The sequence below is a fragment of the Pseudomonas aegrilactucae genome, assembly GCF_019168305.1.
In the GTDB taxonomy this organism is placed as follows: Bacteria; Pseudomonadota; Gammaproteobacteria; order Pseudomonadales; family Pseudomonadaceae; genus Aquipseudomonas; species Aquipseudomonas aegrilactucae.
Genome location: NZ_JAHTBI010000004.1, coordinates 49560 through 74681 on the forward strand (window position 1 = coordinate 49560; position 25122 = coordinate 74681).

20 protein-coding genes and 1 tRNA gene are annotated in these 25122 nt (G+C 64.7%); 14 read left to right on the forward strand and 7 right to left on the reverse strand.

Features of this window, described 5'->3' with window-relative positions; all coding sequences use genetic code 11:
- Positions 1 to 33: 33 nt before the first annotated feature.
- The 3 genes from rpoD (at position 34) to KUO17_RS01430 (ending at position 5847) form a co-directional block, all read left to right on the forward strand.
- Positions 34 to 1887 carry an RNA polymerase sigma factor RpoD gene (rpoD, locus tag KUO17_RS01420; protein ID WP_217973266.1) on the forward strand — a complete coding sequence of 618 codons (1854 nt, stop codon included), beginning with the start codon at positions 34 to 36 and terminating at the stop codon, positions 1885 to 1887.
- Between the two features lie 126 nt (positions 1888 to 2013).
- Positions 2014 to 5757: a bifunctional diguanylate cyclase/phosphodiesterase gene (locus KUO17_RS01425; protein WP_217973267.1), complete on the forward strand. Its 3744-nt coding sequence runs from the start codon at positions 2014 to 2016 to the stop codon at positions 5755 to 5757.
- A 13-nt stretch (positions 5758 to 5770) separates the two neighbouring features.
- Positions 5771 to 5847: transfer RNA gene (locus tag KUO17_RS01430), tRNA-Ile, on the forward strand.
- 172 nt (positions 5848 to 6019) lie between these two features.
- Here KUO17_RS01430 and KUO17_RS01435 read toward each other — a convergent pair.
- The 5 genes from KUO17_RS01435 to KUO17_RS01455 all read right to left on the reverse strand — a co-directional run bounded on the left by KUO17_RS01435 (position 6020) and on the right by KUO17_RS01455 (position 11682).
- A complete protein-coding gene (locus KUO17_RS01435) occupies positions 6020 to 6859 on the reverse strand; it encodes an alpha/beta hydrolase (RefSeq protein ID WP_217973268.1) in 840 nt (279 codons plus the stop codon).
- Positions 6860 to 6870: 11 nt separating this feature from the next.
- Positions 6871 to 9192, reverse strand: a complete 2322-nt coding sequence (locus tag KUO17_RS01440) for a TonB-dependent siderophore receptor (protein ID WP_255263344.1) — start codon at positions 9190 to 9192, stop codon at positions 6871 to 6873.
- A gap of 114 nt (positions 9193 to 9306) precedes the next feature.
- Positions 9307 to 10230, reverse strand: a complete 924-nt coding sequence (locus KUO17_RS01445; protein WP_217973270.1) for a DUF4880 domain-containing protein — start codon at positions 10228 to 10230, stop codon at positions 9307 to 9309.
- Positions 10227 to 10745 carry a sigma-70 family RNA polymerase sigma factor gene (locus tag KUO17_RS01450; RefSeq protein ID WP_217973271.1) on the reverse strand — a complete coding sequence of 173 codons (519 nt, stop codon included), beginning with the start codon at positions 10743 to 10745 and terminating at the stop codon, positions 10227 to 10229. Before KUO17_RS01450 ends, KUO17_RS01445 begins: the two co-directional genes overlap by 4 nt.
- A 136-nt stretch (positions 10746 to 10881) precedes the next feature.
- Positions 10882 to 11682 (reverse strand): AraC family transcriptional regulator, encoded by an 801-nt coding sequence (locus KUO17_RS01455; protein ID WP_217973272.1) that lies wholly within the window; start codon positions 11680 to 11682, stop codon positions 10882 to 10884.
- An 87-nt stretch (positions 11683 to 11769) separates the two neighbouring features.
- On the opposite strand from KUO17_RS01455, the gene panB reads away from it, so the two are divergent.
- The 11 genes from panB to KUO17_RS01510 all read left to right on the forward strand — a co-directional run bounded on the left by panB (position 11770) and on the right by KUO17_RS01510 (position 23375).
- Positions 11770 to 12591, forward strand: a complete 822-nt coding sequence (gene panB, locus KUO17_RS01460; protein WP_217973273.1) for a 3-methyl-2-oxobutanoate hydroxymethyltransferase — start codon at positions 11770 to 11772, stop codon at positions 12589 to 12591.
- 78 nt (positions 12592 to 12669) lie between these two features.
- Complete coding sequence (locus tag KUO17_RS01465; protein ID WP_217973274.1) at positions 12670 to 13128, forward strand: Lrp/AsnC family transcriptional regulator; 459 nt, start codon at positions 12670 to 12672, stop codon at positions 13126 to 13128.
- Positions 13129 to 13355: 227 nt separating this feature from the next.
- On the forward strand, positions 13356 to 15035 hold the full coding sequence (locus KUO17_RS01470; protein ID WP_217973275.1) for a flavin monoamine oxidase family protein: 1680 nt from the start codon (positions 13356 to 13358) through the stop codon (positions 15033 to 15035).
- A gap of 12 nt (positions 15036 to 15047) precedes the next feature.
- On the forward strand, positions 15048 to 15848 hold the full coding sequence (locus tag KUO17_RS01475; protein ID WP_217973276.1) for a carbon-nitrogen hydrolase family protein: 801 nt from the start codon (positions 15048 to 15050) through the stop codon (positions 15846 to 15848).
- A gap of 42 nt (positions 15849 to 15890) precedes the next feature.
- Positions 15891 to 18230, forward strand: a complete 2340-nt coding sequence (pqqF, locus tag KUO17_RS01480; RefSeq protein WP_217973277.1) for a pyrroloquinoline quinone biosynthesis protein PqqF — start codon at positions 15891 to 15893, stop codon at positions 18228 to 18230.
- Positions 18231 to 18349: 119 nt separating this feature from the next.
- Positions 18350 to 18421 (forward strand): pyrroloquinoline quinone precursor peptide PqqA, encoded by a 72-nt coding sequence (gene pqqA, locus KUO17_RS01485; protein WP_008365141.1) that lies wholly within the window; start codon positions 18350 to 18352, stop codon positions 18419 to 18421.
- Positions 18422 to 18488: 67 nt separating this feature from the next.
- A complete protein-coding gene (pqqB, locus tag KUO17_RS01490; RefSeq protein ID WP_217973278.1) occupies positions 18489 to 19400 on the forward strand; it encodes a pyrroloquinoline quinone biosynthesis protein PqqB in 912 nt (303 codons plus the stop codon).
- 8 nt (positions 19401 to 19408) lie between these two features.
- Entirely contained in the window at positions 19409 to 20164 is a 756-nt protein-coding gene (gene pqqC / locus KUO17_RS01495; RefSeq protein WP_217973279.1) for a pyrroloquinoline-quinone synthase PqqC, read from the forward strand.
- Positions 20161 to 20436, forward strand: a complete 276-nt coding sequence (gene pqqD, locus KUO17_RS01500) for a pyrroloquinoline quinone biosynthesis peptide chaperone PqqD (RefSeq protein WP_217973280.1) — start codon at positions 20161 to 20163, stop codon at positions 20434 to 20436. Before pqqC ends, pqqD begins: the two co-directional genes overlap by 4 nt.
- Positions 20408 to 21568 carry a pyrroloquinoline quinone biosynthesis protein PqqE gene (gene pqqE / locus KUO17_RS01505; RefSeq protein WP_217973281.1) on the forward strand — a complete coding sequence of 387 codons (1161 nt, stop codon included), beginning with the start codon at positions 20408 to 20410 and terminating at the stop codon, positions 21566 to 21568. Before pqqD ends, pqqE begins: the two co-directional genes overlap by 29 nt.
- Positions 21534 to 23375 (forward strand): S9 family peptidase, encoded by a 1842-nt coding sequence (locus tag KUO17_RS01510; protein WP_217973282.1) that lies wholly within the window; start codon positions 21534 to 21536, stop codon positions 23373 to 23375. Before pqqE ends, KUO17_RS01510 begins: the two co-directional genes overlap by 35 nt.
- Before the next feature lie 84 nt (positions 23376 to 23459).
- Here KUO17_RS01510 and KUO17_RS01515 read toward each other — a convergent pair whose 3' ends face one another.
- The gene (locus KUO17_RS01515) at positions 23460 to 23618 is read right to left on the reverse strand and encodes a YqaE/Pmp3 family membrane protein (protein WP_011063854.1); all 159 of its coding nucleotides are present in this window, start codon (positions 23616 to 23618) and stop codon (positions 23460 to 23462) included.
- 163 nt (positions 23619 to 23781) lie between these two features.
- Positions 23782 to 25053 carry an aspartate aminotransferase family protein gene (locus tag KUO17_RS01520; RefSeq protein ID WP_217973283.1) on the reverse strand — a complete coding sequence of 424 codons (1272 nt, stop codon included), beginning with the start codon at positions 25051 to 25053 and terminating at the stop codon, positions 23782 to 23784.
- Positions 25054 to 25122: the final 69 nt, after the last annotated feature.

Sequence of the window (25122 nt, forward strand, 5' to 3'; positions counted from 1 at the left end):
TTGCCCGCCAAGACCTTCAGTGGATAGGGTGTTATGTCCGGAAAAGCGCAACAGCAGTCTCGCATCAAAGAGTTGATCACCCGCGGTCGTGAGCAGGGCTACCTGACTTACGCGGAGGTCAACGACCACCTGCCTGAGGATATTTCAGATCCGGAGCAGGTGGAAGACATCATCCGCATGATCAACGACATGGGGATCAACGTATTCGAGAGTGCTCCGGATGCGGATGCCCTTTTGTTGGCCGAAGCCGATACCGACGAAGCCGCCGCTGAAGAAGCCGCCGCAGCGTTGGCGGCTGTGGAGACCGATATCGGTCGCACGACAGACCCGGTGCGCATGTACATGCGTGAAATGGGTACCGTCGAGCTTCTGACCCGTGAAGGCGAAATCGAAATCGCCAAGCGTATCGAAGAAGGTATCCGTGAAGTCATGGGCGCTATCGCTCACTTCCCGGGCACCGTCGACTACATTCTCGGTGAATACGACCGTGTGACCACCGAAGGTGGCCGCCTGTCCGACGTTCTCAGCGGTTACATCGACCCGGATGACGGCATTGCGCCGCCAGCCGAAGTGCCACCGCCTGTCGATCCGAAAGCCCCGGCCAAGGCCGATGCCGAGGATGACGAAGAAGAGGAAAAGGAAGGCGCCAGCGACGAAGAGGAAGAGGTCGAAAGCGGCCCCGATCCGGTCGTCGCCCAGCAACGGTTCGGTGCTGTCGCCGATCAGTTGCAAGCCACCGCCAAGATCCTGAAGAAGCATGGTCGCAACAGCAAGCAAGGCATTGCCGAACTGCTGCTGCTGGCTGAGCTGTTCATGCCGATCAAGCTGGTGCCCAAGCAGTTCGAAGTACTGGTAGAGCGCGTGCGCAGCGCCCTGGAGCGCCTGCGTGCCCAGGAACGTGCCATCATGCAGCTGTGTGTGCGTGATGCCCGCATGCCACGTGCCGACTTCCTGCGTCTGTTCCCGAGCAACGAAGTCGATACCACCTGGAGCGGCGATCTTTCCAAGCGCAGCACCAAGTGGGCCGAAGCACTGGGCCGTCTGGACGCTGATATCGTGCGTTGCCAGCAGAAACTGATCGACCTGCAGACCGAAACCGGTCTGACGATCGCCGAGATCAAGGACATCAACCGTCGCATGTCGATCGGTGAGGCCAAGGCCCGCCGCGCGAAGAAAGAGATGGTCGAAGCGAACTTGCGTCTGGTGATCTCCATCGCCAAGAAGTACACCAACCGTGGCCTGCAATTCCTCGATCTGATCCAGGAAGGCAACATCGGCTTGATGAAAGCGGTGGACAAGTTCGAATACCGTCGTGGCTACAAGTTCTCGACCTATGCCACCTGGTGGATCCGTCAGGCGATCACTCGCTCGATCGCCGACCAGGCCCGCACCATCCGTATTCCGGTGCACATGATCGAGACGATCAACAAGCTCAACCGCATTTCCCGGCAGATGTTGCAGGAAATGGGTCGCGAACCGACCCCGGAAGAGCTGGGTGAACGCATGGAAATGCCTGAGGACAAGATCCGCAAGGTATTGAAGATCGCCAAAGAGCCGATCTCCATGGAAACCCCGATCGGTGACGACGAAGACTCGCACCTGGGTGACTTCATCGAAGACTCGACCATGCAGTCGCCAATCGATGTCGCCACGGTCGAAAGCCTGAAGGAAGCGACCCGTGACGTGCTCTCCGGTCTGACTGCCCGCGAAGCCAAGGTGCTGCGCATGCGGTTCGGTATCGACATGAACACCGACCACACGCTCGAAGAGGTAGGCAAGCAGTTTGACGTGACCCGCGAGCGGATCCGTCAGATCGAGGCCAAGGCGCTGCGCAAGCTGCGCCACCCGACGCGAAGCGAGCATTTGCGCTCCTTCCTCGACGAGTAATGACGAACCCCGGCCCAGGCCGGGGTTTTTCTTTTCTGCACCCGCATCTTTAAGCCTTTGGCGACTGGCCCTTGGGCGAAAGGCACGTCTACACTCGAACCAACCCACTTGTGTGACGAGGCCGCTATGCCCAGACTGCCGGCCCTTATGCTGCACCTCCTGCTGGTCTGGAGTGCAACGGCCGGCGCCTTGACCCTGACCGACGAAGAGCAGGCCTGGCTCAGCGCACACCCGCAGCTGCGCCTGGGCGTCGACGCCTCATGGCCACCGTTCGAATACCGGGACCAGGAGGGCCGCTACCAGGGATTGGCCGCCGACTACATTGCCGTGATCCAGAAGCGTCTGGGCACAACCTTCACGCCGATCGAACCGGTCAGTTGGTCGGCGGTGCTCGAACAGGCCCGGCACAACAAGCTGGACCTGCTGCCAGGCGTGATGTCCACTCCCGAGCGCCAGGGCTACCTTGCCTTCACCCGCCCCTACCTGGACTTCCCCATCGTGATCCTTGCCCATGAGGGCGGCCCAAAACCGCGCGACCTCAAAGGCCTGTACGGGCTGAAGGTGGCCGTGGTGGAGAACTACGCGCCCCACGAATTGCTGCGCACCCACCACCCCGACCTCAACCTGGTGGCCCTGCCCAATGTCAGCTCGGCCCTTCAGGCCCTGGCCACCGACGAAGTCGATGCGGTCGTCGGCGACCTCGCCTCGAGTGTCTGGAGCCTGCGCCAGCTAAGGCTCGAAGGGCTCTACGTCAGTGGAGAAACACCCTACCGCTATCAACTGGCGATGGCCGTGCCACGCGAGCAGAAGATGCTGGTCGGCATTCTCGACAAGGTGCTTTCCGACATGAGCCCGGCCGAGGTCAATGATATCCAGGAACGCTGGGTGGGCAAGGTCCTGGACAACCGCAACCTGTGGCACGACCTGCTGCTCTACGGCCTGCCCGGCGTTCTGGTGCTGGTGGCCATCCTCGCCGCCGTGATCCGCGTGAACCGTCGGCTCAGCTCCGAAATTTCTCGACGCATCGCCCTGGAACAGGAATTGCGCAGCAGCGAGTACCACTACCGCGGCCTGGTCGAAAGCCTCTCGGCGATTGCCTGGGAAGCCGACGCCAACAACTTCACCTACAGCTACGTATCGCCGCATGCCGAGCAACTGCTCGGCTATCCGGTCAGCCAATGGCACAAGGCAGGCTTCTGGCGCGACATCCTGCACCCGGACGACGCCTTGTGGGCGCAGGCCTATTGCGACAGCGAAACCGCAGCAGGGCGCGACCACAGCCTCGACTACCGGGTGATTCGCGCCGACGGCAGCATCCTCTGGGTGCGCGACATCGTCAGCCTCATCGAGCACGGGCCCACCCCGGTGATGCGCGGGCTGATGATCGACATCAGTGAAACCAAGAACACCGAACAGGCCCTGCGCCTGTCCGAACAGAAGTTTGCCTCGGTGTTCCAGCAATGCCCGGACATCCTGCTCATCGCACGGGTCAGCGACGGCTGCCTGCTGGAGGTGAACGAGGCGTTCGAAGAGCAGATCGGCATGAGCCAGGACCAGGTGATCGGCCGCACCGCCACCGAGCTCAACCTGTGGGGCATCGAGGGTGCAGGCCCTGGCGTGCTGCAGCGCTTGCAGGCAGGCAATATCCGCAACCTGGAAATGCCCTTCCGGCGCAGCAACGGCCAGGTGTTCACCGGCCTCACCTCGGCCGAGATCTTCGACCTGGACAACACGCCGGCGCTGGTGGTGGCGGTGCGCGACATCAGCCAGTTGAAACACACTCAGGAGCAGTTGCAAACCTCCGAGGAAAAATTCGCCAAGGCCTTCCATGCCTCGCCCGACGGCCTGCTGCTGTCACGTCAGAGCGACGGCCTGCTGCTCGAAGTGAACGACGGGTTCTGCCGCCTGACCGGCTTCGACAGCCACCTCTCGCTGGACCACACCTCCCTGGACCTGGGTATCTGGGTCGACCTGAACGAGCGCCGTACCCTGCTCGAACAGTTGAAAAAGAACGGCTTCGTGCGTGACTTCAGTTGCCACATACGCCGGGCAGATGGGCAGATCCGCCTGTGCGAACTGTCGGCACGACCACTGCCGATTGCCGGTGTCGACTGCATGCTGACCATTGCCCGCGACATCACCGAACGGCACCTGATGCAGGAAAAGCTGCAACTGGCAGCCACCGTCTTCGAAAATACCGCCGAAGGCGTACTGATCACCGACATCGACCAGCACATCAGCGCGGTCAACCGTGCCTTCAGCGAGATCACCGGCTACAGCGAGTTCGAAGCCCTCGGGCAGACCCCGCGCCTGCTCGCCTCTGGCCAGCACGACAGCGCGTTCTATGCCGCACTGTGGCACCAGTTGACCGCCGAAGGCCACTGGCAGGGCGAAATCCAGAACCGGCGCAAGAATGGCGAACTCTACCCGGCCTGGCTGACCATCAGCGCGGTACGCAACCACGAACGCGCCATCACCCATTTCGTGGCGGTGTTCGCCGACATCTCCAGCCTCAAGCATGCCCAGGCCAAGCTTGATTACCAGGCGCACCACGACCCGCTGACCGGCCTGCCCAACCGCACCCTGTTCGAGAGCCGGCTGCTGGCCGCGCTCAACTGCGCGCAGGCTTCCAGCCGCCAGGGCGCGGTATTGTTCCTGGACCTGGACCGTTTCAAGCACATCAACGACAGCCTGGGCCACCCGGTCGGCGACCTGCTGCTCAAGGCCATTGCCCAGCGCCTGAAGGAGCAGGTGCGCGATATCGATACCGTGGCGCGGCTAGGCGGTGACGAGTTCATCATCCTGCTGCCCGGCCTGCACCAGGCCAGTGATGCCGAACACATCGCCAACAAGCTGCTGGCGTGCTTCGGTGCGCCGTTCCAGGCCGGCGAGCACGAGTTCTTCACCAGTGCCAGCATCGGTACCAGCCTGTACCCGCAGGACGGCACCGACGTAGCCTCGCTGATCCGCAACGCGGATGCAGCGATGTACCGGTCCAAGGCCAAGGGGCGCAACCGCGTCGAGAGCTACACCCGCGACCTCACGGCCCAGGCGGCAGAGCGGATTGCCCTGGAGCATGAACTGCGCCGGGCCATCGAGCGCAACGAGCTGACCTTGAGCTACCAACCCAAGTTCAGCCTCAAGACCCAGAGCCTGGTGGGTGCCGAAGCGCTGATTCGCTGGCATCACCCGACCTTTGGCGACGTACCACCGGAGCACTTCATCCCGTTGGCCGAAGAGAACGGCATGATCCTGCAACTGGGTGACTGGGTACTGGAGCAAGCGTGTCGGCAGATGCAGGTGTGGAAACAGCACTACCGCACGTTCGGGCCGCTGTCGGTCAACCTGGCAGGCGCCCAGTTGCGTCAGCCGCTGCTGGTCAAACGCATCGAGCAACTGCTCAAGACCCACCAGCTCAAGGCCGGCGAGCTGCAACTGGAGATCACCGAGAACTTCATCATGAGCCAGGCCGAAGAGGCCCTGGCCATCCTGCATCAGCTCAAGCGCCTGGGCGTGCAGTTGGCGATCGACGACTTCGGCACCGGCTATTCCTCGCTCAGCTACCTCAAGCGCCTGCCGCTGGACATCCTCAAGATCGACCAGTCGTTCATCCGCGGCCTGCCGGATGACCCGCATGACGCGGCGATTGCGCGGGCGATCATTGCGCTGGGGCGCAGCATGCAATTGACCATCATTGCCGAGGGTGTGGAGACCCAGGCGCAGCAGCAGTTTCTGGCGGCCGAAGGGTGCGAACAGATCCAGGGTTACATCGTCAGCCTGCCGTTGCCGGCGGCGGAATTTGCCGCGACCTTTCTGCGTCGGGCAGTTTCGGATCTTTCGGATAGCACAGCCTCGAAACCCTCGCTATAATCCGCGTCCACTGGGGCCTATAGCTCAGTTGGTTAGAGCAGAGGACTCATAATCCTTTGGTCCACGGTTCAAGTCCGTGTGGGCCCACCATACTCAAAGCCGCGCATCGCGCGGCTTTTGCGTTTCTAGCGTAGCGGCGTTGCTGCCTGTGCTACCCAATAAGCGACGGTGAGCCGAATAATCATCGTAATCGGCTCATGTAATGAGCCGAATAGCCGCTCTGATCGGCTCACCAAGTGGGTCGGTCCCAACGTGCCGCCCCTCAAAACCGCCGCGTACTGATCAACTCATCCAGTACCCGCGTGGGAATGCGAAACGGCACCGACATGTGGTCCTCACCCGCCTCGATCTGGAAATCACTGCGCAGCCCATACTGCGAAAGGTCCTGCAGGCGCTGCTGCAGCGCCCGCGCATCCTGGATCTCCTGCACCATGTCGCGCTCGCCCATCAGCAACGTCAGGCTGCGATGGGTCAGGTCAACCTGCCCGGCATGCGCCTGCTTGGTGAACGCACGCTCAGGCGCCATCAGGTAGCGATCGCGCCACCACAGGCTCGGGCTCACCGCCACCACATGCTGGAACAACGCCGGGCGGGTGAACAGTGCATACACCCCGAACATCCCGCCGAAAGAATGCCCCACCAGGCTGCGCTGGTCCTGGTCGACCTTGAAGCGCTCGGCCACCCTGGGCATCAGGCGCTTCTCGATGAAATCCAGAAACAGGTCCTGCCCGCCTTGTGGCGGTGTGTTGCGTTCGGCAGGCTGGGGCGGCGACAGGTCGAACGCACGACGTTCGAAGTCCAGCGGCGTGTCGCTCGGGTAGCCGATCGCCACCAGAATCGAGCCGCGCAGCCGGTCCTGCGCCCGCTTGGCCGCATGAAAGGCCGGAAAGTAGGCGTTGCCATCCAGCAGATAGATCACCGGGTAACCGCCCGTCCATGGCACATCGCCCTCCGGCAGGCTGACCATGATGCGGTACTCGCGCCCTTCGGCACTTTTCATCATCCACTGCTCGGTACCCTCGAGCGTCACCGGCTGCGCCTGGGCCGCCGAAATGCCACTGAGCACAAGCGCACCCAACCAGACCATAACCTTGCCAATCATGCTCGCACTCCTTACCAGCGATAGCTGAGACTGGTGACCAGGCTGCGCGCCTCGCCCCGATAGCAGTAACCCTGCTGACAATTGATGTAGCGCTTGTCGGTCAGGTTGCGGGCATTGAAGGCCAGGCGCACCCCATCCAGGCCACCGCCAAAGTCGTAATGCACGCCGGCATCGACCAGGGTGTAGCCCTCGTTCTTCACCCTGTTGTCATTGTCGCCATAGTTGCTGCCGGTATAGCGCGCCCCCGTCGACACGCCCAGGCCGAACGGCAGGCGGTAATCGAGCCACAGCGAAGCCAGGTGGCGCGGCACGTTGAGCGGTGCCTTGCCCTCGTTGCCGTCGTTGCTCCTGGTCACCTCGGCATCGTTGTAGCTGTAGCTGGCGGTCATTTTCAGACGATCGCTCAGGTCGGACACCGCTTCCAGCTCAAGGCCACGGGACACCTGCTCGCCGGTGGCGATGCTCTTGAGCGGGTCGGACAGGTCTCGGTTGAGCACGTTGCGCTGCGTCAGGTGATAGAGCGAAGCCGTCAGCATCGTCTCGGTGCCCGGCGGCTGGTACTTCAGGCCCACTTCGTACTGCTTGCCCTCGGTCGCCTTGTACGGCGAGCCGTCGGGCTGGCTGCTGGTTTGCGGCAGGAACGAGGTCGCATAGCTGGCGTAGGGGGCGATGCCGTTATCGAACAGGTACAGCACGCCGAGCTGCCCGGTCGTGGCCGAGTCGGTGTCCTTGCGGTTGGTATCGGCCAGGTTGTTGGTACGGCGCACATGCACGAAGTCGCGGCGCAACCCGGCCGAAAGGCGCCAGCGATCGATCTCGATCTGGTCCTGCAGGTAGAGCCCGCTACGGTGCTCCAGCCCGTCCTCGTCGGCCAGCGGATCGGTGGGGCGCGCTACCGGCTGGTGGTAGTCCGGGGCATAACGGTCCAGCGACGGGCCAGGCCCGGTGGCGTACAACAGCGATGTCTCGACCCGTGCGTAGTCCCAGCCGGTGACCAGTGTGTGGCGCAGCTCACCGGTGTCGAAGCGGCTCACCAGGCGGGTATCGGTCGACAGCGAGGACATGTCTTCGTACACCCCGACCGCGTCACGGTCGAGGGTATGACCATCGCCGGCCTCGGAAGGCTCAAGGTACTGGTTGGTGGTGTCCACCTGGCCGTAACGCAGGTTCTGCTGGAAGGTGAAGGTGTCGTTGAAGCGGTGCTCGAACTCGTAGCCGAGCGTCCACTGGCGCTGCTCAAGCTTGTCGAAGTACTCGTCGCCCTGCCAGAAGTTGGTCAGGTGATCACCTTGCTGGTAGAGCATGGGCGAGCCCGCGGTTTCACGCTCCTGGTACTGCGCCAGCACGGTCAGGCTGGTGTCGGGGTCGATCTGCCAGCTCAGCGACGGCGCGAGCATGCGCACATCGTTGTTCAGTTGTTCGATGTAGTTCTCGGCATCGCGGTACACGCCGACGGTTCGGAACAGCACATCGCCGTCCTCATCCAGGCGACCACCGATATCGAACTGGCCCTGCTGATGGTTGTAATTGCCGGACTGCACCTGCACCTCGTTCCTGGCCAGCAGGCTTGGTCGCTTGCTCACCCGGTTGACCATGCCGCCAGGGCTGATCTGCCCATAGAGCACCGAGGCCGGGCCCTTGAGCACTTCGATACGTTCGAGGTTGTAGGCCTCGGTGGAGTACAGCGACAGCCAGCCGCTGCCGGGCTGACGCAGGCCGTCCAGGAAGTCGGCGGCCATGGTGGTCTCGAACCCGCGCACGCTGATCATGTCGAAGCGCGGATCAAGCCCCGAACTGCCTACCCGCACGCCTGCGCTATAGGCCACCGCATCCTCCACGCGGTTGACCTTGCGGTCGGCGATCTGCTCGGCGGTGACCACACTGATGCTCTGTGCGGTTTCCAGGATTGGCCGATCGGTCTTGGTGGCGCTGCTGGCTGTGCTGGCGAAATATCCCGGTACCGGTGCAAAGGCGCTCTGCACGGCGCTTGCGTCGATGCTGGTAGCGTCGAGTTCAAGGCTCGACTCGGTCTGCGCGGGCACCACCACATACCCCGACGCGGTCTTGCGCGCGACCAGGCCACTGCTGCCGAGCAGGGCCGCCAGCCCATCCTCCAGCGATCCGCCACCGACCAGGCCCGGGCTGTTCAGGCCACGCACCTGCTGCGGGGAATACGACAGCGTGATGCCCGCCCGCTCTGCGAATGTGCTCAGCGCCTGGCCAAGCGGGCCGGCCGCAATGCGCGGGGCAGCCACTGCGGACGCCGCTGCAGCGGCCTGCACCGACAGGCTCGCAGTGCCGCCCATCAAGGCCAGCGCCAGGCAGATGGCCATGGGCAACGCACGAGGCGTGGGAGGGAGCGGCAGGGGTTTGGCACAACGCATGACGGTATCCATTGAGGGAATGATCTTCCCTAACCGGACGAGTCGAAAAAATCCGACAGTTTTTTATGCCACCGCCACGATGCGTACCCACCAGCGGGTGCGCTCGACGATTTTCACCGGTAGCAGGTGGGTGAGGTTGCGCAGCATCTGCATCGGTTCATCCAGACGGAATACCCCGGAAAGACGCAGCTCGGCCACTGCGCTGTCGCAGCCCAGCCAGCCCTGGCGGTAACGCCCGGCCTCGGCCAGGCACTCCGATAGCCGAATATCGTTGACCACCATCAGGCCACGCGCCCAGGCAAAGGGGTCCAGCGGCCCCAGGCCCAGCGCGCTCATGCCCAGCGCCGATACGCTCAGGCCCTCGCCGGCCTGCAGCGAGCGCTGCTCGGCGCCGGCCCGAACCTGCACCTGGCCACGCGCCACACGAATCTCGCTGTAGCCGTCATGCTCGCGCAACAGCACCCTGGCCTGCTGCCCTTCGCACGACGCAAAGCGGCACCGCGCCTGCCAGCGGTCACCGTCCAGCAGCATTTCACCGGCCCGCAACAGCAACTCGCGCCCCCGTACATCCAGCGCACTGCCGGTGTTGAGCAGCACCTGGCCGCCGTCCGCCAGTGCCACCTGCCGACGTTCGCCAACGCCCGTGGAAAAGTCGGCATGCCAGGCAGGCGGTGCATTGACCGCCAGCAGCGTGACGCCTGCCGCCCCCAGACCCAGCACTTTCAGCGCGCGGCGTCGGCCCAGGTCGACCTCCGCCCGACGCAACAAGGGGATGGTCTGAGTAGCATCGGGCAGCGGGCTGGCCTGGAATATTCCCCCCATCTGCTGCAAGCGTTGCCAGGCCAGTTGATGGCGGGTATCGCGGCCCAGCCAGTCCTGGAACTGGCCATGCAGCTCGGCACTGCCGGCGTTGGTCCGCAAGCGCATCTGCCACGCGATGGCTGCGCGCACGATAGGTTCAGGCACGCGTTCTGCAGACACGCTCATGGCGGCCCCTCGAAACACACGCGATAGCAATGCAGCAGCGCACTGGCCACATGCCGCTCGACGGTGCGGCTGGACACCCCCAGCTCCTGCGCCACCTGCGCGTGGCTCAGGCCTCCCAGCTGATACAGCACAAAGGCTTCACGCACCGCAGGCTTGAGGCCATCGAGCAACTTCGCGATGCGCTCCAGGCACTGCAGGGCCTCGTGGCGGACCTCCGGTGACGGGTGGCTGCTCAGCGGCAATTGCGCCAGGGTCTCCAGATAGGCGCGTTCCAGCGCATCCCGTCGCCAGTGATCGATCATCAGGCCGCGCGCAATCCGCGCGAGCAGTGCCCGCGGCGCCAGGTTGCTGATCGGCTGGCCGCGCACCAGCAAGCGCAGGAACGTGTCCTGGGCCAGATCCGCCGCCTGCTGCGAACACCCCACCGAACGCCGCAACCAGCCCTGCAGCCAGCCGTGGTGCGCGCCGTAGAGCACATCAAGGGAAATGATCGAGTCGGTTTCAGGTTGCGACATGGCACGCCCCAGCCCGGGAAGCCCAAAAAAGCCACGCATATGCATGGCGACCGCGCGCACCTTAATAGCGAATCATTCCCATTACAAACATTCAGTGACGAATGCCACCTCACGCCGTGCTCCGTGCCAGGGATATTCAGCCGGATGATCTGGCCAGGCTGGTCGCATACGCCCCTGGCGTCTTGCCGTAATGACGCTGGAACAAACCGATGAACGCCGACACCGAGTCGTACCCCAGCTCATTCGCCAGCCGGGTCACGCTCATGCCTTGCGCCAGCATCGGCAGCGCCGCCAGCAAGCGCAGGCGCTGACGCCACTCGCGAAACGACAGCTGCGTCTGCGCCTGGAACAGACGCACCAGCGTGCGCCGCGACGCACCCACCTGCTGCGCCCATTGCTCGATGGTGCGGTTGTCACCCGGTTCAGCCTGCAACGCATCCGTGATCCGGCGCAGCCGCGGGTCACTGGGCAACGGCAGGCTGAACGGCGCTTCGACCAGCTCGCGCAGCTCATCCACCAACACCTGCAGCAGGCGCGCCTGCGGTCCTTGTGGTGGGTAGTGGTCGGGAAACTGACTGACACGCTCGATCAACTCGCGCACCAGCGGCGTTACCTGCAGCACTGCACAATCTCGTCGATAACCCTGCAGCACCGAGGCATCCAGGTACAACCCGCGAAAGGCCAGCGCCTGCTCGCTGAACGCGGTGTGGCGCACGCCGGCCGGTATCCACAGCGCGCATTGCGGCGGCAGCAGGTAGCTGTGGTGCTCGGTCAGCACCTGCATGATCCCGGCACTGGCATAGGTGAACTGCACCCAGTCGTGGCTGTGCATCTGCACCTCATAGCCCGCCGGGATCCCGAACATGCGCCGCTGTACCGGGTGCGTGAGCACCAGCGGCACCTGCGGCACCTCGCACGACTGTCCCGTTTGCGGCATCAGCTGTCCCCTGTGCTCAAGTGAGCCATGAATGCCGATGGTAGCCTGCGCCGCAACCCGCTGCACAACCCAATCGGAGCCTTGTCGATGAGCACGCATGTACGCCTCAACCGCCTCACCATTCCCGCCCTGCAGCAGCGCAAAGGCGCCGGCAGCCTGGTAGTGCTGACCGCCTATAGCCTGCCGATGGCGCGCTGGGTGGATGCCCATGCCGACCTGATCATCGTCGGCGACTCGGTGGGCATGGTGCTGTATGGCATGCCCAGCACCCTGGGCGTGACCCTGGACATGATGATCGCCCACGGCCAGGCAGTGATGCGCGGCAGCGAACGCGCCTGTGTCGTGGTCGACCTGCCCTTCGGCAGCTACCAGGCATCGAACGAACAGGCCTTTCACAGCGCCGCGCGCGTGCTGCGCGAAACCGGCGCCCAGGGCATCAAACTCGAAGGCGGCGCCGAGATGGCCGAGACCGTCGAATTCCTGGTGCGCCGCGGCATTCCGGTCATGGCCCACGTCGGTCTGATGCCCCAGCAGGTCAACAGCATGGGCGGCTTCAAAGCCCAGGGACGCGACCCGCAAAGCGCGCAGAAAGTGCGTGACGATGCCTTGGCCATGCAAGCCGCCGGCGCATTCTCGGTCGTACTCGAAGGCATTGCAGAACCGCTCGCACGCAGCGTGAGTGAAGAACTGCGCATCCCCACTATCGGCATCGGCGCTTCGCCTGCATGTGACGGACAGGTATTGGTGACCGAGGACCTGCTGGGCCTGTTCGGCGAGTATCAGCCACGCTTCGTCAAACGCTACGCCGACTTGCAAATGCAGATAGAGAAGGCGCTGGGAGACTATGCCGACGAAGTACGCAGCGGCGCGTTCCCGGGGCTGGAACATTGCTTCAAGGCCGCCAGCTGACAGCGCTGGCGTGGACAGTGCGCCGATTAGCTGCGTTAATCGGCGCACCTTTCGAGCCGACTGAAACGAACCTTGTCCATGCCCACCCGCCCTGCCGCCCTCGACGAAATCGACCGTCAACTGATCGCCGCCCTGCAGATCAACGCCCGCGAAAGCGTGGCCATGCTGGCCCGACAATTGGGGATTGCCCGCACCACCGTGACCGCGCGTCTGGCGCGTCTGGAGAAGACCAACGTCATCAGTGGTTACGGTGTACGCCTTGGCCAGCGCGTGATCGACGGCGGCTTGCAGGCGTATGTCGGCATTACCGTGCGCCCACGTGCAGGCAAGGAGGTGGTGCGCCGCCTGAGCGCCATGGGCCAGGTCCAGCAGCTGTGTGCGGTCAGTGGCGAATATGACTACGTGGCGTGGCTGCGCAGCGACTCGCCCGAGCAGCTCGACCAGTTGCTCGACCAGATCGGCAGCGTGGAAGGTGTGGAGAAGACCACCACTTCGATCATCCTCAGCAGCAAGGTGGACCGCGGCCAGCCGGTTTGACACCCCTGCAACACCTGTCCTGCAGGGCTATGCAGCCATTCAGTTGGCCGGCGTCCTCCTGAGCAGACGCATCACTTTGCAGATTATTATCGTCATAATGACCAGAATCACCACAAAACGACGACACTCTGCACCTTAATAACCAACACTCCCCCCCCGTAAAATGACCGCCAGGCATTTCCTATACTCAAGCTCCGCCTCCCGCGCAGCCCCTGGCAAGGTCACTCATGAACAACAATCGCCACCCCGCCGACGGTAAAAAGCCAATCACCATCTTTGGCCCCGACTTCCCCTTTGCCTTCGACGACTGGATCGAACACCCGGCTGGTCTGGGCAGCATCCCCGCCGAGCGCCACGGCGAAGAAGTCGCCATCGTCGGTGCCGGTATCGCCGGGCTCGTGGCGGCCTATGAGTTGATGAAGCTGGGCCTCAAGCCCGTGGTCTACGAGGCCTCGAAAATGGGCGGGCGCCTGCGCTCGCAGACCTTCGCCGGCACCGATGGCATCGTCGCGGAACTGGGCGGCATGCGTTTTCCGGTCTCCTCTACCGCCTTCTATCATTACGTCGACAAGCTCGGGCTTGAAACCCGCCCCTTTCCCAACCCACTGACCGCAGCCTCGGGCAGCACCGTGGTCGACCTTGAAGGCCAGACCCACTACGCCGAGAAGCTTGCCGACCTGCCCGCACTGTTCCAGGAAGTGGCCGACGCCTGGGCCGATGCGCTGGAAGACGGCGCCCGCTTCGGCGATATCCAGCAGGCCATCCGCGAGCGCGATGTGCCGCGCCTGAAGGCACTGTGGAACACCCTGGTACCGCTGTGGGACGACCGCACCTTCTACGACTTTGTCGCCACCTCCAAGGCCTTTGCCAAGCTCAGCTTCCTGCACCGCGAAGTGTTCGGCCAGGTCGGTTTCGGCACCGGTGGCTGGGACTCGGATTTCCCCAACTCGATGCTCGAGATCTTCCGTGTGGTGATGACCAACTGCGACGATCACCAGCACCTTGTAGTGGGCGGCGTCGAGCAGGTGCCACAGGGTATCTGGCGCCATGTGCCTGAGCGCTGTGCTCATTGGCCGGCCGGCACCAGTCTCAGTACGCTGCACCGCGGCGCACCGCGCTCGGGCGTCAAAAGCATCGCCCGTGCCGCCGATGGCCGCCTGGCCGTCACCGACACCTGGGGCGACACCCGCCACTACGCCGCCGTGCTCACCACCTGCCAGAGCTGGCTGCTGACCACCCAGATCGAGTGCGAAGAGTCGCTGTTCTCGCAGAAGATGTGGATGGCCCTGGACCGCACCCGCTACATGCAGGCGTCGAAAACCTTCGTGATGGTCGACCGCCCGTTCTGGAAGGACAAGGACCCCGAGACCGGCCGCGACCTGATGAGCATGACCCTCACCGACCGCCTCACCCGCGGCACCTACCTGTTCGACAACGGCGACGACAAGCCGGGGGTGATCTGTCTGTCGTACTCGTGGATGAGCGATGCACTCAAGATGCTCCCGCACCCGGTGGAAAAACGCGTGAAGCTGGCCTTGGACGCCCTCAAGAAGATCTACCCCAAGGTCGACATCGCCGGGCACATCATCGGCGACCCGATCACCGTGTCGTGGGAGGCCGACCCGCACTTCCTGGGCGCGTTCAAGGGCGCCCTGCCCGGCCACTATCGCTACAATCAGCGCATGTACGCACACTTCATGCAGCAGGAAATGCCCGCCGAGCAGCGCGGCATGTTCATCGCCGGTGACGATGTATCCTGGACCCCGGCCTGGGTCGAAGGCGCCGTGCAGACCTCGCTCAACGCGGTGTGGGGCATCATGAACCACTTTGGTGGCCGCACCCACGCCGACAATCCCGGCCCAGGCGATGTATTCAACGAGATCGGCCCGATTGCCCTGGCCGACTGAAAGGAGAACCCCATGCGCATAGCCCTGTACCAGGGCCCGCCGCACCCGCTGGACGTACCCGGCAATCTGGAGCGCCTGCACCAGCAGGCGCACCTGGCCGCCGCACGCGGCGCCGAGTTGCTGGTGTGCCCGGAAATGTTCCTCAGCGGCTACAACATCGGCAGCGAGGCGGTCGCACGCCTGGCCGAGCCGCAGGACGGTCCCTCGGCCATGGCCGTGGTGGACATCGCCCAGGCCAATCGCATTGCCATCGTCTACGGCTACCCCGAACTCGGCGATGACGGCCAGGTGTACAACAGCGTGCAGTTGATCGACGCCCACGGCAGCAGCCTGGCCAACTACCGCAAGACCCACCTGTTCGGCGGCCTCGACCGGGCCATGTTCAGCCCCGGCCCCGACCACTTTCCGGTGGTCACGCTCAATGGCTGGCAAGTCGGCCTGCTGATCTGCTACGACATCGAGTTCCCCGAAAACGCCCGGCGCCTGGCCATGGCAGGTGCCGAGCTGATCCTGGTGCCGACGGCCAACATGCAGCCCTACGATTTCATCTGTCAGTTCACCGTGCGCGTACGCGCCCAGGAGAACCAGTGCTACCTGGTCTACGCCAACTACTGTGGCGCCGAGCAGCAGATCCACTATTGCGGGCAGAGCAGCATCGTCGGGCCGGATGGCAGCCTGCTGGCCATGGCCGGGCATGACGCCACGCTGCTGGTCGCAGACCTTGACCTGCAGCGCGTACACGAGGGGCGGGCCAGCACGCCTTACCTGCACGACCTGCGCACCGAACTCCACGCCAGCCCGCGCAAGCCCTGATTTATCCGCTAGCATGACGGTTCGCACGTTACCGGAGCCGTCATGTCCAGCGCCCACCTCACCCTGCCCAACGGCCTGCAGGTCACCCTGCGCCATGCGCCACACCTCAAGCGCTGCGCTGCGGCCATACGGGTGCGGGCCGGCAGCCACGATGCGCCACGGGCGTGGCCGGGCCTGGCGCACTTTCTCGAACACCTGTTCTTCCTCGGCAACGCACGCTTCCCGATCGACGATGCGCTGATGCGCTACGTGCAGCGCCAGGGCGGCCAGGTCAATGCGAGTACCCGCGAGCGCACTACCGACTTCTTTTTCGAAGTGCCCATGGCCGCCTTCGAAGGAGGTGTGGAACGCTTGTGCGGGATGCTCGCCCAGCCCCAGGCCGATCGTGCGCAACAGGTGCGCGAGCGCGAAGTGATCCATGCCGAGTTCATTGCCTGGGCCCGCAACCCTGAAGCCCAGCGCCAGTTCACACTGCTGCAGAGCGTGTCGAAGCAACACCCGCTGAGCGGCTTTCACGCCGGTAACCGCTACAGCTTGAACGTGCCGGACGACGCCTTCCAGCAGGCCCTGAAAGGCTTTCACCAGCGTTTCTACCAGGCCGGGCAGATGACCCTGAGCCTGGTCGGTCCGCAATCGCTGGCGACCCTTGAAGCGATGGCGGTGCGCCATGGGGCTGCCTTCACACCGGGGCAGGCCATCGAGCAGGGCCCACCACCGACGTTGCTGGCTGGACCTGCACGGGCCGAGCCGCTGCCGGGACAGCTCGACCTGTTGCTCGGCTACGAACACCTGCCCGAAGACGCCACGCAGGCGCTCACCTTCCTCCACACCTGGCTCTCGGACACCCGCCCCGGCGGGCTGCTGGCCACGCTGCGCCAGCGCCGCTGGCTGGAGCGCTTCAGTTTCACGCCGCTGTATGAATTCAGCGGGCAAGCCCTGGTGCACGCCCACTTCACCTTGAGCAAGACGGCGCCAGCCGATCAGGTTGAAGCCTTGTTCAAGGACTGGCTGAGTTTTCTGCGCAGCGCCGACCTCACGCGCCTGAACACCGAATACGCGCGCCTTCAGCAGTCGCGGGCGCAGGCTGCTGGCGCACTGGAACTGGCGCGTCGCGACAGCAGTGGCCAGCCCTTCGACGCTCTTGACGACACCGGCCTTGCGGCGCTGCAGGCCGTGCTCGAACCTTTTGCCGGCAAGGCTTGCCAGCCTTGGCACCTGCCGCCTGCCGAGCCCCTGCTGGCCGCCGAACTGATCGAAGCAGGCGCCGCACCGACGCCAGCGGGGCTTGAGCACAGCCTGCTGCTGCCGCCAATGCGCCAGTACGGGGTGATCCACCTGCGCTGGCAGGTGCACTCGGCGCTACGGGAGCGCTTGTGGCAGGTGCTGGACATTGCCTTGCGCCCCTTGGCCGAACGCGCCACTCGCGCCTCGATAGAGCTGCAATGGAGCGGGTGCGAACACCTCTGGCAACTGCGTTGCGCAGGGGCGCCGGCTGCCGTGATTGCCGTCGTCGAGCAGGCATTGACACTGCTGCACCTGCCCGCGCCCCAGGATTGGACGGCAGGTCATGGCGCCGAGCTGCCGCTGATTCCCATCCGTCTGCTGCTCAAGCAACTGCCGTGCTACCTCGTCGGGCGCGACCAGGGGCCATTGCCCTCGTGCCTCATCGCCCAGGCCGACCTCGATGCGCTCTGGCAGCATGCACAGTGGCAGGGCATGAGCAGTGGCTTCGCCGACACTGCGCAGCCTGCGTTGAACAGGCTGCTGGCACACGTGCCAGGCCAGCCGGGCATGGCCGAGACGGTCACGGGCCAGATCATCGGCCAGTGGCACCACGTACCGCTGCCCGAAGGTGAGCACGCACTGCTGGTGTTCTGCCCCGCCCCAGTGGGCGCCGAAGCGATCTATCGCCTGCTGGCGCACCGGCTGCAAGGCCCCTTCTACCAGCGCCTGCGGGTAGAACTGCAGTTGGGCTACGCGGTGTTCAGCGCGCTGCGCCAGCTGCAGGGCTGCACCGGTCTGCTGCTGGGCGTGCAATCACCCACTGCCAGCCCGGCAGCACTTCTCGGGCACATACGCAGCGTGCTCGACGCATTCGCCCATGACCTGGCCGACGATACCGAGGCACGCCAGGCCCTGGCGGCCCAGTTCCACGAGCCGGACATGGGTAACGCCGACGTCGCCGAGTGGGCATGGCAGGCCCGCCTGGCCGGTGTCGCCACGCCGAGCCTGACAGCACTGCAGGCAGACATCCTGGCCGTGACCGCGCAACAACTGGCGCACGCCGTCCTGCACCTGTTCGACAACGCCCTGTACCTGGCCAGCGCGCCGCAAGACAGCGGATTGTTACCTGCAACGCAACAACCTTTCACACAGGGTTAACCATACGGTTCAATAATTTTAGTAAGATGGCGCTACCCGGGCTGTTGTAACCCCTTGTTTCAGTGGCAGCCTAAATAAGTAGCGCCCCACCCCCAGACCTATCCGGAAGGAGTACTCCCATGTGGACCAAACCTGCTTACACTGACCTGCGTATTGGCTTTGAAGTGACCATGTACTTCGCAAGTCGCTGAGTCTGCTTGCGGTACAACGCCTCGGTCAGCCGGGGCGTTTTCATTTTCAGACGGTGCAGGAGTGGCCATGTACATCCAGATTCTAGGTTCCGCCGCCGGTGGCGGGTTCCCGCAGTGGAACTGCAACTGCGTCAACTGCAAGGGCTTTCGTGATGGCAGCCTGCGTGCCAGCGCACGCACCCAATCGTCGATCGCCCTGTCCGACGACGGCATTCACTGGGTGCTGTGCAACGCCTCGCCGGACATCCGCGCGCAGCTGCAGGGCTTTGCGCCGATGCAGCCGGCGCGTGCCCTGCGCGACAGCGGCATCGATGCGATCATCCTGCTCGACAGCCAGATCGACCACACCACCGGCCTGCTCAGCCTGCGCGAAGGTTGCCCGCACCAGGTCTGGTGCACCGACATGGTCCACCAGGACCTGAGCACCGGCTTCCCGCTGTTCACCATGCTCAGCCACTGGAACGGCGGCCTGCAGTGGAACCGCATCGCGCTCGAAGGCAGCTTCGTGATCCAGGCGTGCCCGAACCTGCGCTTCACTCCCTTCCCGCTGCGCAGCGCCGCCCCGCCCTATTCCCCGCACCGCTTCGACCCGCACCCCGGCGACAACCTGGGGCTGATGGTCGAGGACCTGCGCACCGGCGGCAAGCTGTTCTATGCACCGGGCCTGGGCCAGGTCGACGCCACGCTGCTGCAGATGATGCAGGACGCCGACTGCCTGCTGGTCGACGGCACCTTGTGGGAGGATGATGAAATGCAGCGCCGCGGTGTCGGTACCCGTACCGGTCGCGAAATGGGCCACCTGGCGCAGAACGGCCCCGGCGGCATGCTCGAAGTGCTGGAGGGCTTCCCCGACCAGCGCAAGGTGCTTATCCACATCAACAACACCAACCCGATTCTCGATGAAGACTCCGCCGAGCGCGCCGAACTGGCACGGCGCAACGTCGAAGTGGCCTTCGACGGCATGAGCATCGAGCTGTAGGAGCCGACATGAGCGAAGCCGTACCGCTGTCACCCGCTGCCTTCGAGCAGGCCTTGCGCGCCAAGGGCGCCTACTACCACATCCATCACCCCTACCACGTGGCGATGTATGAAGGCCGCGCCAGCCGCGAACAGATCCAGGGCTGGGTCGCCAACCGCTTCTACTACCAGGTCAACATCCCCATGAAGGATGCGGCGATCCTGGCCAACTGCCCCGACCGCGAGATCCGCCGCGAGTGGATCCAGCGCCTGCTCGACCACGACGGCGCGCCCGGCGAAGACGGCGGTATCGAAGCCTGGCTGCGCCTGGGCCAGGCGGTGGGGCTCGACCCGGACCAGTTGCGCTCGCAGGAGCTGGTGCTGCCCGGCGTGCGCTTTGCGGTCGATGCCTACGTCAACTTCGCCCGCCGCGCCAGTTGGCAGGAAGCCGCCAGCAGTTCGCTGACCGAACTGTTCGCGCCGCAGATCCATCAGTCGCGCCTGGACAGTTGGCCACAGCACTACCCGTGGATCGATCCGGCCGGCTATGAATACTTCCGTACCCGCCTGGGGCAGGCCCGGCGCGACGTGGAGCATGGCCTGAGCATCACCCTGCAGCACTACACCACGTTCGAAGGCCAGCAGCGCATGCTGGAGATCCTGCAGTTCAAGCTCGATATTCTGTGGAGCATGCTCGACGCCATGAGCATGGCCTATGAACTGAACCGCCCGCCTTACCACAGCGTCACAACCGAACGGGTATGGCACAAGGGGATTACGTTATGAGTTTCGACCGCACAAAGACGCCACGCTGGCGCCCCGGCTATCGCTTCCAGTACGAACCCGCACAGAAGGGCCATGTGCTGCTCTACCCGGAGGGCATGATCAAGCTCAACGAAAGCGCCGCGCTGATCGGCGGGTTGATCGACGGCGAGCGCAACGTGGCCGCGATCATTGCCGTGCTGGATGAGCAGTTCCCCGGTGTACCCGAGCTCGGTGAAGACATCGAGCAATTCATGGAGGTCGCCCGTGAGCAACACTGGATCGTCCTTGAGTGAGGTGCCGGCCAAGCCCCAGGTCGGCCTGCCGCTATGGCTGCTGGCCGAGTTGACCTACCGCTGCCCGCTGCAATGCCCGTACTGCTCCAACCCGCTGGATTTCGCCGAACAGGGCAAGGAGCTGAGCACCGAGCAGTGGTTCAAGGTCATGGCCGAGGCGCGCGAAATGGGTGCCGCGCAGTTGGGCTTTTCCGGCGGTGAACCGCTGGTGCGCCAGGACCTCGCCGAGCTGATTGGCGAGGGCCGACGGCTGGGTTACTACACCAACCTGATCACCTCCGGCATCGGCCTGACCGAACAGAAGATCGCCGACTTCAAGCGCGCCGGCCTGGACCATATCCAGATCAGCTTCCAGGCCAGCGACGAGCAGGTCAACAACCTGCTGGCAGGCTCGAAGAAGGCCTTCGCGCAGAAGCTGGAGATGGCCCGAGCGGTCAAGGCCCACGGCTATCCCATGGTGCTGAACTTCGTCACCCACCGGCACAACATCGACAGGATCGACCGCATCATCGAGCTGTGCATCGCGCTGGAAGCCGACTTCGTCGAGCTCGCCACCTGCCAGTTCTACGGCTGGGCACACCTGAACCGCGCCGGCCTGCTGCCGACCCGCGCGCAGCTCGAACGCGCCGAACGCATCACCAACGAGTACCGCGAGAAACTCCAGGCGGCCGGCAACCCGTGCAAGTTGATTTTCGTCACCCCGGACTACTATGAAGAGCGCCCCAAGGGCTGCATGAACGGCTGGGGCAGCATCTTCCTGACCGTCACCCCCGACGGCACGGCGCTGCCCTGCCACGGCGCACGCCAGTTGCCGGTGCAGTTTCCCAATGTGCGCGAACACAGCATGCAGCACATATGGTATGACTCGTTCGGCTTCAATCGCTTTCGCGGCTACGACTGGATGCCCGAGCCGTGCCGCTCTTGCGACGAGAAGGAAAAGGACTTCGGCGGCTGTCGCTGCCAGGCCTTCATGCTCACCGGTGACGCCAGCAATGCCGACCCGGTGTGCGCCAAGTCGGCGGACCACGGGATCATCCTCGCTGCCCGGGAGGAGGCCGAAACCGCCAGCCAGACCATCGACCAGATGACCTTTCGCAATGATCGAAACTCCCGTCTCATCGCCCGCGGCTGAGCGTTTCAGCGCACAACAGGCGGTTGCCGCCGGCACCGACTATGCCGAACTCAAGGCCAGCCCGCAGGGCCTGTTCTGGAACGAGTTCCGCCCCCAGGACGGCGCCTGCCGGATCTGGCAGTGGCGCGATGGCCAGGCCCGCTGCCTGACGCCCGACGGCTTCAGTGCGCGCAGCCGGGTGTATGAGTACGGTGGAGGCAGTTTCTGCCTGAGCGAAAACGCGGTGGTGTTCGTCAATGAGACCGATCAGCAGCTCTACACCCAGGACCTCGACGCCAGCGCACCGCGCGCGCTGACCCGGGGTGAGCGTCGCTACGGCGATGTGCGCTGGGCGGCAGGCCAGGTGCTGGCCGTGGAAGAAACCCATGGGCCGGAGGGTGCCGAACATCGGCTGGTGGCAATCGCTGCCGGGGGCGAGCGCGAGGTGCTGGCCGAAGGCGCCGACTTCTACGCAGCCCCCACCCTCAGCGCCGATGGCCAGCGCCTGGCCTGGATCGAGTGGAGCCGGCCAGAGCAACCCTGGACTGCCACCCGTTTACTGTGTGCCGAACGCCTGGACGCAGACCGCTGGGGTGAACCGCGCTGCGTAGCCGGCGCCGATGCACAGCCTGAGTCGCTGCAGCAGCCGCGCTTCGATGCAGACGGGCGCCTGTACTGCCTGTCGGACCGCGATGGCTACTGGCAACCCTGGGGCGAAACCCCAGACGGCTGGACGGCCTTGCCTGCCGAGCGCGCAGACCATGCTGGCGCGCCCTGGCAGTTGGGCGCCAGCACGTGGCTGCCACTGGGTGGCGACGCATACGTGGCAAGCTGGTTCGAGGGGGGCTTCAGCCGCCTGGGCCTGCGCCATGCCGGCGGCGCACGGGAAGACTTCAGCGATGCCTACAGCCGTTTCCGTTGCCTGGATATCGACGATGAGTGCCTGTATGTCATCGCCGCCTCCGCCATCAGCCCGCCGGCCGTCATCGCCATCGACCGCCGCAGCCGTGAGGTACAGGTGCTGGCCGGCGGGGCATTGCCCTTGCCCAGCGAGCGCATCAGCCGTGCGCAGAGCATCAGCTACCCCAGCGGCGACGGGGTGGCGCATGGGTTCTTCTATGCCCCCATGGAGGCTGTGAACGCCCCGCCCCTGGTGGTGTTCGTGCATGGCGGGCCGACCTCGGCGTGCTATCCGGTGCTGGACCCGCGCATCCAGTACTGGACCCAGCGCGGCTTTGCCGTGGCCGACCTCAATTACCGTGGCAGCAGCAGCTACGGGCGGGCGTACCGCCAGGCGCTGCACCTGCGCTGGGGCGAGGTGGATGTGCAGGATGCCTGCGCAGTGGTCGGCTACCTGGCCGGGCAAGGGTTGATCGACCCGGCTCAGGCGTTCATTCGGGGTGGCAGCGCGGGGGGCTACACCACCTTGTGTGCGTTGGCGTTCCATGATGTGTTCAGGGGGGGTGCCAGCCTGTACGGGGTGAGCGATCCGCTGGCGCTGACACGCGCCACGCACAAGTTCGAGGGCGACTATCTGGATTGGCTGATCGGCGACCCGCAACAGGATATCGAGCGCTACCAGGCGCGCACGCCGTTGCTGCATGCGGCGCAGATCAAGGTACCGGTGATTTTCTTCCAGGGCGAACTGGATGCGGTGGTGGTGCCGGAGCAGACCCGCTCGATGCTGGCGGCGTTGCAGGCCAACGGGGTCAGGACCGAAGCACATTTCTACCCGACCGAACGCCATGGCTTCAGGACCGCGGCCAACCTGGCGCATGCGCTGGAAGAGGAATGGAAGTTCTACCGCGACGTTCTGGACCAGCCTTGACGGCCCCTTCGCTGGCAAGCCATCCCACAGGGACTGCGGTGACCCCTGTGGGAGCTGGCTTGCCAGCGAAGGCCGCGACGCGGTTTAGCGCTTGGCGATGATGTACACCGCGTGCACGATGCCCGGAATGTACCCGCACAACGTCAGCAGGATGTTCAGCCAGAAGGCGCCGCCAAAACCGACCTGCAGGAAAACACCCAGTGGGGGCAGCAGAATGGCAAAGATAATTCGAATCAGGTCCATCGGGCAGTTCCTCGAGTAAAGTCCTAACAACAGACTACAGCGCCTGCCCAGTGGTTCAAATTGCCAGCACTGCGCAAAAAAACGCCCCTGGCCAAAAGGATCAGGCCCGGGGCGATGCGCAGGAACGCGAGACGGTTCGTAGAATTCTTGGCGGCGCCGCCGCTCACGCACGCCGCGGGTCGAGCCGGGCCGTGTGCACCCGGGCAAAGGCCCGGCCCAGGCGCAGCAGCATTTCATCGATGTTGCCCCGGCTCACAGTCAGCGCCGGCGAAAAGCGCAGCACATTGGGCTGCGCCGCGTTCAGCAGCAGGCCCTCCTGCAAGGCCGCCTTGACCACGGCAGCGGCCGTGTCGTCGCTCAACTCAAGGCCCCACAGCAAGCCCTGGCCACGCACTTCACCCTGGCCATAACGGCCGGCCAGGTGGCTCAACCCATCGCGCAGGTGCCGCCCCGACGCCTGCACCTGCTCCAGGAAGCCGGGCTCCAGCACCGCATCCAGAATTGCCAGGCCCGCAGCGCTCATCAGCGCATTGCCATGATGGCTGCCCTCCAGCTCACCCGCCTCGGCGCAGCAGGCCGTGCCCCGCGCCAGCAAGGCGGCCAGCGGCACGCCACCACCCAGGCCCTTGCCCAGGGTAATGATGTCGGCGCGCACACCATACGTCTGCTCGGCCAGCAGCGCACCGCAGCGCCCCACACCGGTCTGTACTTCATCGAGGATCAGCAGGATGCCCAGTTCACGACATAGCCGCTCGACGCCCTTGAGGTACTCGCCGGTGGCCGGAATGACACCCGCCTCGCCCTGGATCGGCTCAAGCATGATCGCCACGGTGCGCGAGTCCACTGCGCCATGCAGCGCCGCCAGGTCGTTGAACGCCACCTTGCTGAAGCCCGGCACGCCTGGCTCGCAGCGGTTGCACGCCGAAGGGTCCGACGCCGACAGTGCCCCCAGGCTGCGCCCATGGCAGCTCTGGCGGGCGGTGATGATGTGATAGGCACCGTTGCGATGCAGTTGCCCCCACTTGCGCGCCAGTTTGATCGCCCCTTCGCAGGCCTCGGCACCACTGTTGAGCAGGTAGGCCTGGTCGCTGCCGGTGCTGCTGCACAGGCGGTTGACCAGTTGCAGCAGGCCACGGTTGTGAAAACCCGCGCCAGGGTTGATCAAGGCCTGGGCTTGCGCGCTCAGCGCCTGCACCAGTGCCTTGGGGCTATGCCCGAGGCTGTTCACCGCGCAGCCCTGGGTAAAGTCCAGATAGGCACGGCCTTCGCTGTCCCACAGCCACGAGCCCTGACCGCGCACGAATACCTGCGGTGCACGCTCGGTAGCCGGCATCAGGCAGCCGCGCGAGAGCTGCTCGGTCTGGGCCCGTGCCACCGGGGCCGGGGCCCGCTCGGCGGCACGCGCTGCCTGGCGGCGCAGATTGAACAGGTTCATGCGCGCTGCCCGTGCCACATCACGTGGTGTACACACAGGGCCGGGTAATTCAGGAGGTTTTTCAAACGC

Bases quoted from the DNA above. Each gene is read 5' to 3' on its own strand.
- rpoD (WP_217973266.1), top strand. From the start codon at position 34: ATGTCCGGAAAAGCGCAACAGCAGTCTCGCATCAAAGAGTTGATCACC.
- KUO17_RS01425 (WP_217973267.1), top strand. From the start codon at position 2,014: ATGCCCAGACTGCCGGCCCTTATGCTGCACCTCCTGCTGGTCTGGAGT.
- KUO17_RS01435 (WP_217973268.1), bottom strand. From the start codon at position 6,859: ATGATTGGCAAGGTTATGGTCTGGTTGGGTGCGCTTGTGCTCAGTGGC.
- KUO17_RS01440 (WP_255263344.1), bottom strand. From the start codon at position 9,192: ATGGCCATCTGCCTGGCGCTGGCCTTGATGGGCGGCACTGCGAGCCTG.
- KUO17_RS01445 (WP_217973270.1), bottom strand. From the start codon at position 10,230: ATGAGCGTGTCTGCAGAACGCGTGCCTGAACCTATCGTGCGCGCAGCC.
- KUO17_RS01450 (WP_217973271.1), bottom strand. From the start codon at position 10,745: ATGTCGCAACCTGAAACCGACTCGATCATTTCCCTTGATGTGCTCTAC.
- KUO17_RS01455 (WP_217973272.1), bottom strand. From the start codon at position 11,682: ATGCCGCAAACGGGACAGTCGTGCGAGGTGCCGCAGGTGCCGCTGGTG.
- panB (WP_217973273.1), top strand. From the start codon at position 11,770: ATGAGCACGCATGTACGCCTCAACCGCCTCACCATTCCCGCCCTGCAG.
- KUO17_RS01465 (WP_217973274.1), top strand. From the start codon at position 12,670: ATGCCCACCCGCCCTGCCGCCCTCGACGAAATCGACCGTCAACTGATC.
- KUO17_RS01470 (WP_217973275.1), top strand. From the start codon at position 13,356: ATGAACAACAATCGCCACCCCGCCGACGGTAAAAAGCCAATCACCATC.
- KUO17_RS01475 (WP_217973276.1), top strand. From the start codon at position 15,048: ATGCGCATAGCCCTGTACCAGGGCCCGCCGCACCCGCTGGACGTACCC.
- pqqF (WP_217973277.1), top strand. From the start codon at position 15,891: ATGTCCAGCGCCCACCTCACCCTGCCCAACGGCCTGCAGGTCACCCTG.
- pqqB (WP_217973278.1), top strand. From the start codon at position 18,489: ATGTACATCCAGATTCTAGGTTCCGCCGCCGGTGGCGGGTTCCCGCAG.
- pqqC (WP_217973279.1), top strand. From the start codon at position 19,409: ATGAGCGAAGCCGTACCGCTGTCACCCGCTGCCTTCGAGCAGGCCTTG.
- pqqD (WP_217973280.1), top strand. From the start codon at position 20,161: ATGAGTTTCGACCGCACAAAGACGCCACGCTGGCGCCCCGGCTATCGC.
- KUO17_RS01510 (WP_217973282.1), top strand. From the start codon at position 21,534: ATGATCGAAACTCCCGTCTCATCGCCCGCGGCTGAGCGTTTCAGCGCA.
- KUO17_RS01515 (WP_011063854.1), bottom strand. From the start codon at position 23,618: ATGGACCTGATTCGAATTATCTTTGCCATTCTGCTGCCCCCACTGGGT.
- KUO17_RS01520 (WP_217973283.1), bottom strand. From the start codon at position 25,053: ATGAACCTGTTCAATCTGCGCCGCCAGGCAGCGCGTGCCGCCGAGCGG.